Annotated in this window: 3 protein-coding genes; 1 reads left to right on the forward strand and 2 read right to left on the reverse strand. The window is 74.4% G+C overall.

The genetic code is table 11. The features are described from left to right. Positions 1–65: 65 nt before the first annotated feature. Together J4G33_RS15505 and J4G33_RS15510 are read right to left on the reverse strand one after the other, a co-directional pair. Complete coding sequence (locus J4G33_RS15505; protein WP_208056886.1) at positions 66–3,440, reverse strand: EAL domain-containing protein; 3,375 nt, start codon at positions 3,438–3,440, stop codon at positions 66–68. A 25-nt stretch (positions 3,441–3,465) separates the two neighbouring features. After that, a complete protein-coding gene (locus J4G33_RS15510; protein ID WP_208056887.1) occupies positions 3,466–6,810 on the reverse strand; it encodes an EAL domain-containing protein in 3,345 nt (1,114 codons plus the stop codon). Positions 6,811–7,082: 272 nt separating this feature from the next. Between J4G33_RS15510 and J4G33_RS15515 the strand changes: the two genes are divergently transcribed. Then, positions 7,083–8,496 (forward strand): DEAD/DEAH box helicase (locus J4G33_RS15515; protein WP_208056888.1); only part of this gene is annotated, 1,414 nt, incomplete at its 3' end.

Here is an 8,496-nt window from a genome sequence, read left to right on the forward strand (position 1 = left end):
GGTCATGCTCTCAGGCCGGGCTGCGGATCGGTGCCACGCCGCGGCACGGTGGAGGTGCGGAGTCCTCAGGCGACCGGCTGGATGCCCTCCTGCGGACCCGTGCCGGTGAGCTCGGGCAGGTGGGAGCCGAGCAGCGGCCCGATCTGCTCCCCGGGCAGGGCGCTCGCGTAGAGCCAGCCCTGCGCGTCGGTGCACCCCATCTCCCGCAGCCGCGCCGCCTGGGCCGAGGTCTCGACCTGCTCGGCGATGACTCCCACGCCCAGCACGCGGCCCATGTGCAGGATGATCTCGACGAGCTCGGCCGCGCGTCCGGCCGTCGTGATCTCGTCGATGAAGCTGCCGTCGATCTTCAGGGCGTCCACCGGCAGGGTGCGCAGGGCGTGCAACGAGGACTGCCCCGTCCCGAAGTCGTCGATGTGCAGCCCCACCCCGGTCGCCCGCAGCGCACCCATGATCGTGCTCGCCGCGTCGGCGTCGGTCATCACCACCCGCTCGGTGATCTCCAGGACGAGGCACTCCCCGGGGACGCCGTGGGTCGCCAGGGCCGCCTCGAGGGCCGGCACCAGGTCGGCCGACCAGAACTCCCGGTGCGAGAGGTTGATCGAGACGGTGACCTCGGAGGCGTGCGGGTGCGCCGACCTCCAGACGGCGAGCTGACGGCACACCTCGTCGAGCAGCCACCGTCCCAGGGTCACCACGCTGGTGTTCTCCTCCATGGCGGCCAGGAAGGCGCCCGGCATGAGCAGCCCGCGCTCGGGGTGGTCCCAGCGCACCAGGGCCTCGAGGTGGGTGAGTCCCCGCCCGTCGAGGGCGACCACGGGCTGGTAGTGCACCACGAACTGCCCCTCGGCCAGGGCTCGGCGCAGCTCCCCCCGGGTCCGCAGGCGTCCGGTGGCCCGGGTGTGCATCTCGGGGTCGAAGACGCTCGCGGTGCCACGTTCGGTCCCCTTGGCGTGGTACATCGCGGTGTCGGCGTCGCGCAGCACGTCCTCGGCGTCCCGGTAGCCCACCTGGGAGGTGGTGATCCCCACGCTCGCGGTGACCTGCACCTCGTGCTCGCCCAGCTGCACGGGGGCGCTGATCCGCTCCTGGATCCGCCGCGCGACGACGAGCACCTCCTCGGGGCTCGGAGCCGTCAGCAGGACGGCGAACTCGTCCCCGCCGAACCGGGCGGCCGTGTCGACCGTGCGGAGCTCGTCCCGCAGGCGCTGGGCCACGACCTTGAGCAGCTCGTCCCCCAGGAGGTGCCCGAGGGAGTCGTTGACGAGCTTGAAGCCGTCGAGGTCGAGGAACACCACGGCGAAGCCACGGTCCCCGCGGGTCGGTCGTTCGAGGGCCACCGCGAGACGGTCGAGGAACAGCCGCCGGTTGGGCAGGCCCGTGACCGTGTCGTACAGGGCGCCCTGGCGGAGCTTCTCCTCGAGCTCCTTGCGCGCCTGGATGTCGGCGAGGGACCCCACGAGGCGGATCACCCAGTCCTCGGTGTTCGGCACGCCCAGGCACCGCACCAGCAGCCACCGCGTCGACCCGTCCGGGTGCACCACGCGGAACTCGCCCTCGACCGGGGTGCCGCGGCCTCGCACGGCGTCGCGGCCGATGTCGTGGACCAGGGAGACGTCCTCGGGATGGATGCGCGCCACCCAGGTCGTGTCGAGGTCGTCCTCGGGGGACAGGCCCAGCAGCTCTCGGCCCCGGTCGGACAGGTGCACGGCCCCCGCGCCGAGCTCGAGCTCCCACAGGCCGTCGTTCGCGGCCCGGCTCGCGAGGGCGTAGCGCTCCTCGCTCGCCCGGACGGCGTGCTCGAGGGCCTCGGCCTCGAAGGCCGAGCACAGCAGCTGACCCCAGTAGTGGTACGTGTCGCGGGACGAGGTCGTGTCGATCTCCCCGACGACGGCGAGCAGGCCCCAGTCCCGCTCGAGGGTGCGCACCGGCACGACGAAGCAGGCCTCGCGCCGGTCGGGTCGTACCTGGTCCACCAGGGCCGTGGGAGGGAAGGCCGTGACCGGCACGACGTCGGCGAGGTCCTCGACGTCGAGGCCGAAGGTCCCCGTGACGCGCACCGTGGTGCGGTCGTCGTCCTCCCACACGGCCAGCGCCCCGGCGCGCACGTGGGTGCCCGCGAGCCAGGACAGGTCACGGGGGTCGCCGACGGCCGAGTCGAGCAGACCTGCTGCCACCTGGAACTGCTCGGTGAGCAGACGCTCCTGCTCGCGGGACCGGCGCAGGTAGGCCGCGGACTGGACCTGCCACAGGGCGCTCGCCACGGTGCCCGCGGCTGCGTGCCGGACGGGGTCGGCGGGGGAGGTGGTGCGGTGCAGGTGCTCGATGAGGGCGTTGGCCGTGCGGTGCAGCGCGTCGGGACGGGCGCGGAGGGCGCGCAGGGAGTGGACCAGGGCGCGGAGCTGGGCGGGGTCGGCCGTGCCCTCGGGCCCGAGCAGCCGGTCCACGGCCTCGAGAGCCGTGTCGCTGGGCGGACGGTCGGGGGCGCTGCTCAGCACCCGGACCATGTGGGCGCGCAGGTCCGCCGTGGGCACGGGGTCGGTGCGCACCGAGCTCGGCCGGCTCGTGCCCAGCAGGTCGCCCATGCAGCCGCACGAGCCCCGCGCGACGACCACCGCGCGGTCGGGGACGGCGGGGCCCGCCCGAGCGGGACGGCCTCCCATCGCGCCCAGGAGCAGGCGTCCCGCGAGGGCTCCCACGGCGTCGAAGCGCTGGCTCACGCTCGAGAGGCTCGGCACCGCGAACACCCCGGCCTCGATGTTGTCGAAGCCGATGACGGCGACGTCCTCGGGCACGTGCAGGCCGCTGTCGGCGAGGGCGTCGAGCACGCCCAGGGCCGTACGGTCCGTCGCGACCATGAGGGCGGTCGGGCGCTCGGGCGCGGGCAGGGCAGCGACCTCCATGCCGGCCTGGTACCCGCTCTGCTCGTCGTGGTCACCGGGGTCGACCACGTGGGCCGGGACGGGGTTCAGGCCGTGCTGCGCGAGGGTGGCGACGAAGGCGCGGTGACGTTCGCGGAGGTCCTCCTGGACCGTGCCGCCGACGAATCCCACCCGGCGGTGACCGTGGGCGAGCAGGTGCTCGACGGCGGCGGCGGTCCCGCCCTGGTTGTCCGGCAGGGCCACGGGGACGTCCATCCCCGCGACGCGGTGGCTCGCCAGGACCACCGGCAGGCCCGTGGCGGCCAGGGCTCGCAGGTGCTCGGCGTTGGCCGAGATCGAGACCGCGACGACCCCCGCGAGCATGTCCCGGGCCACGGGGATGTCGAAGGTCGGGATCCGCTCGACGACGTCGGCGGTGTCCCCCGGGTCGAGGGTCTGGACCACCACGAGGCGTGCCCCGGCCGCGGCCAGCTCCTCGTTCAGCCCGGCGAGGAGCTCACCGAAGTAGAAGCCGCTCGTGCTGCGCGCGAAGGCGAGCACGGTCGGCGGCGCTGCCATGGTTCCTCCTCGACGCTGGGACCCGTCAGGGGGTCCTCACCGGGTCATCGACATCCTTGGGCTCGAGTTGAGCGGCCAGGGCCAGCGGGCTGCCCAGGAGCGCCCCGGCCTCGGCTGCGGGCAGGGCCTTGGCGTAGAGCCAGCCCTGGGCGTTCGCGCAGCCCATGGTCGTGAGGCGCTCGGCCTGCGCGAGGGTCTCGACCTGCTCGGCGATGACCTCGAGGCCGAGCACACGGCCCATGTAGAGGATCACCTCGACGAGGTCGGCCGTCCGGTCCGTCTCGGTCAGCTCGCGGACGAAGGACCCGTCGATCTTGAGGGCGTCCACCGGCAGGGCACGCAGGGCGCTCAGGGAGGAGTGGCCGGTGCCGAAGTCGTCGATGTGCAGCCGGACCCCGGTGGCGTGCAGCTCCTCCATGACCCGCAGGGCCGCGCCCTCGTCCCGCATGATCACCGTCTCGGTGATCTCGAGCACGAGGCTCTCGGCGGGCACCTCGTGCTCGGCCAGGGCCCGGGTCACGGTCTGGACGAGGTCCGGGGCCCAGAACTCGCGGTGCGAGAGGTTGACCGAGACGGTCACCGCCCCTGCGTACTCGCTGCGCCAGGCCGCGACCTGACGGCACACCTCGTCGATCAGCCAGCGGCCGAGCTCGACGATCGTCGAGCTGTCGACCATGTCCGGCAGGAAGGCCCCCGGGCCCAGGAGACCGCGGCTCGGGTGCTCCCACCGGACCAGCGCCTCGAAGTGCGCGAGGGCCGAGCCGTCCAGGGCCACGATCGGCTGGTAGTGCACGACGAACTGCCGCTCGACGAGCGCGGCGCGCAGGTCGCTGTGCAGGCGCAGCCGCCCGGAGGCCGCGGTGTGCATCTCGGGGTCGAACACGCTCGCGGTGCCCCGCTCGGTCCCCTTGGCGTGGTACATCGCGGTGTCGGAGTCACGCAGCACGTCCTCGGCGTCGACGTACTCGAGCTCGGAGGTCGTGATCCCGATGCTCGCGGAGACCGACACCTCGTGGTCGCCCAGCAGGATCGGGGCCGCCACCCGCTCCTGGATGCGCTCGGCGATGACGAGGACCTCCTCGGGGGCGGGGTCCGAGAGCAGGATCGCGAACTCGTCGCCTCCGAAGCGTGCCGCGGTGTCGACCTCACGGAGCTCCACGGTCAGCCGTCGGGCGACCTCGCAGAGCAGGTCGTCCCCGACGAGGTGACCGAGGGAGTCGTTGACGAGCTTGAACCCGTCGAGGTCGAGGAAGAGGACCGCGAACCCTGCGTCGGGGCGGCGGGTGCGCCGCGCCACGGCCAGGCTCAGGCGGTCCAGGAACAGCCGCCGGTTCGGCAGCCCGGTGACCGGGTCGTACAAGGCCCCCTGCCGCAGCTGCTCCTCGAGCTCCTTGCGGGTGTGGATGTCTGCCAGGGAGCCGACCAGCCGCTCGACCGGCCCGTCGTCGGGCCCCTCGCCGAGGAAGCGGGTCAGCACCCAGCGGTAGCTGCCGTCCCCCTGCCGGACGCGGTACTCGAGCTCGACCGGTGCGCCCCGCAGGGACATCGCCGTCGACACCGCGTCGTGCAGCGCGTCGCGGTCCTCGGGGTGGGCCAGGGCCGTGAAGGCCTCGACCCCGGCCGGGTCCTGCGGCTGGCCGAGCAGGTCGCGGCAGCGGTCGGACAGGTGGACGGTGTCCCCGGCGAGCTCGACCTCCCACAGCCCGTCGTTGGCGGCCTTGGCCGCGAGGGCGTAGCGGCGCTCGCTGGTGTGCACCTTGCGCTGCAGGTCCGACTGGTCCAGGGCCGAGGCGAGCAGGGCCGCCCAGTGGTGGAAGGTCTCCTGCGCGGAGTCGGTGTCGATCTCGGCGACGACGGCGAGCAGGCCCCAGGCCTTGTCCCGGGTGCGCACCGGCACCACGAAGCACATGGTGCGGTCCGCCGGGTCGCTGGTCGCCACGAGCGAGGGCGGGGGGAACTGGGTGACCGTCGTCGTGGTCCCGACGAGGTCGCCGAGGGCCCCGGCCGGGTCGTGCGAGCCGACCACCGTGAGGGACTCGTGGCGCTCGTCGTCCCAGAGGGCGAGCACACCCCCCGAGATGTGCGTGCCCGCCAGCCAGGACAGGTCCCGCGGGTCCGAGCCCACCGCACCGAGCAGGCCCGCGTCGAGGCCGAACTGCTCGGCGAGCTTGCGCTCGACGGCGCTGGCCCGGGCCAGGAAGGCCTCCGCCTGCAGGTTGCGCAGGGTCGCCGACACCGAGCTCCCGGCCCCCTGCGGGGTGGTCGCCGCGAGGTGCTCGACCAGCACCCGCGCCAGGCTCCGCACGGCCGCCGGCCGCGGCGCCACGGCCCGGACCGAGCGGGTCAGGCCCTCGATCTCGTAGGCGGTGAGGGGGGCCTCGGCCAGGGTCTCGACCTCGGCCACGAGCTTCTCGACCGCGGCGGTGAGCCCCGCGTCCCGGGTGCGGTTGCCCGTCGAGAGCATCCGCACGAGGCGACGCGCGGTCTGAGACCGGTCGGCCACGGGTGGCCCGGCCGTCGCCGCGCACCCGCACGAGCCACGCACCACGAAGCGGCCCGGGGCCACGTGCGGCACGGCCGGCACGTGCGCCCCCGAGGCCTGGGCGAGGGCCAGGCTCGACGCCAGGGCACCCACCTCGTCGAAGGGCTGGTCCACCGTGGTGAGCGGCGGGGAGGCGTAGGGCGCGCCCTCGATGTTGTCGTAGGCCGCGACGGCGATGTCGTCCGGCACGGTCACCCCGGCGGCGGCCAGGCGGCCCACCAGGCCCACCGCGCAGCGGTCGGTCGCGACCATGAGGCCGGTCGGCCGGACCGGTGCGGCGAGGATCCGGTCGGCGACCTCCGCGCCCCCGGTCTCGGCGTTGTCCGTGCTGTCGAAGACCAGGGCGGGGTCGACCTGGAGACCCGCGGCGACGAGGGTCTCGCGGAAGGCCGCGTAGCGCTCGCGGGCGTCCTGCTGGCTGAGGTTCCCCACGAAGCCGACCCGCCGGTGGCCGTGGGCGAGCAGGTGCCGGACCGCCGCGCTGGTGCCGCCGTGGTTGTCGGGCATCGCGGTCGGGACGGCGAGGCCACCGGCGTGGTCGCTCGCGACGACCACAGGCATCCCGGCCTCGCGCAGCCTGCGCAGGTACGTCGGGTCGACCGCCGAGGTGACCGAGAGCGCGGCGTCGGCCCGGTCCCAGGCCACGGGCAGGGTGAAGGTCGTGGGCTCGGTGATCCGGTCGCTGTGCTGACCCACGTCGAGGGTCTGCATGACGACGGCCTTGCCGCCCCGGGCGGCGAGCTCGCGGGCCACCCCGGTCAGGAGGGTCCCGAAGTAGTAGCCCCCGGTGCTGTGCGAGAGCACGAGAAGGGTCGGGACGTGCTGCATCCGGCTCTCTCCGCTCGTCGGGGGTCGGGCGTCGTCGGGGGGACGGTCACCACCTGTCCCTGTGCCTATCGGCACCGGGCGGGCGACTGTGAGGCCAGTGTCGCGCACGAGGGCCCCGAGCTCCGCATTCGTCGTCGAGCCCGGACTAGGGCACACTAGGCGATGAGGACTGTGCGACCTGCGTCGTCCTCCGTCGTGGAGCACCGGCGGGCCACGCCCGCGTCAGCCGCCGCGAGCCCCGACCAGATCCACCGCCGGAAAGGCGACCACCCATGCCCTCCTTCTCCTCCCTCGGCGTGCCCGAGGTCCTCGTCCGCTCGCTCGCCGAGCGCGGCCTCACCGAGGCCTTCCCGATCCAGGCCGCGAGCCTGCCCGACACCCTCGCCGGGCGTGACGTGCTCGGCCGCGGCCGCACCGGCTCGGGCAAGACCCTCGCCTTCTCCATCCCGATCGTCACCCGTCTCGCGGCCACGCCGGTCCAGGGCAAGCGGCGTCCCCGCGCCCTGGTCCTGGCCCCCACCCGTGAGCTCGCGACCCAGATCGCCGCGACCCTCGAGCCCCTGGCCCAGGCCGCCGGGCTGCGCGTGACGACGATCTTCGGCGGCGTCTCCCAGCACCGCCAGGAGGTCGCGCTCGCGGCGGGGGTCGACGTCGTCGTCGCCTGCCCGGGTCGCCTCGAGGACCTGCTGGGCCAGAAGGTGCTGAACCTCGACACGATCGAGATCACGGTCCTGGACGAGGCCGACCACATGGCCGACCTCGGCTTCCTGCCCGGGGTCAAGCGGATCATGTCCGCCACCCCCCAGCGCGGCCAGCGCCTGCTGTTCTCGGCCACCCTGGACCGCGGCGTCGACCAGCTGGTCAAGCGCTTCCTCGACAACCCGACCACCCACTCGGTCGACTCGGCCGAGTCCCCGGTGGCGGCGATGACGCACCACGTCTTCACCGTCGACGGGCCCGAGACCAAGCGCGAGGTCGTCGAGACCCTCGCCTCCGGGACCGGGCGCCGGCTGCTGTTCATGCGGACCAAGCACCAGGCCAAGAAGCTCGCCAAGCAGCTCACCGCCGCCGGGATCCCGGCCGTGGACCTGCACGGCAACCTGAGCCAGAACGCCCGGGAGCGCAACCTCGAGGCCTTCTCGACCGGCGGGGTGCGGGTGCTCGTCGCCACCGACATCGCCGCGCGCGGCATCCACGTCGACGACGTCGAGCTCGTCGTGCACGTCGACCCGCCGGCCGAGCACAAGGCCTACCTGCACCGCTCGGGCCGCACCGCCCGCGCCGGCTCGGGGGGTGACGTCGTCACCCTGGTGCTCCCCGAGCAGACCGGGGACGTGCGGACCCTGCAGCGCCTCGCGAAGATCACCGCGCGCCCCCAGCCCGTCACCGCTCAGTCGCCTGCGCTGACCGCCCTGGTGGGCGAGGTCGCCGCGCACGTCACGCCGGCCCCCGTGGCCGCGCCCTCGACCCAGCGGTCCTCGGGCCGCGCGGCCGGTGGTGCTGGGGGTGGACGCGGCCGCAGCCGTCGCGGCGGTGCGCACGACGCGAGCGCCCCGACCGAGCACGCCCCCGCCGGGCGCCGCCGTCGGGGTGGCCGTGACGGTCAGGCCCCCGCCGCCGCCGGAGCCGGCGCCCCGCAGGGTGCGGGGCGCGGCCGTCCCGAGCGCTCCGCCTCGGGCTCGGCCC

The sequence above is a fragment of the Actinotalea soli genome, assembly GCF_017565425.1.
GTDB lineage: Bacteria > Actinomycetota > Actinomycetes > Actinomycetales > Cellulomonadaceae > Actinotalea > Actinotalea soli.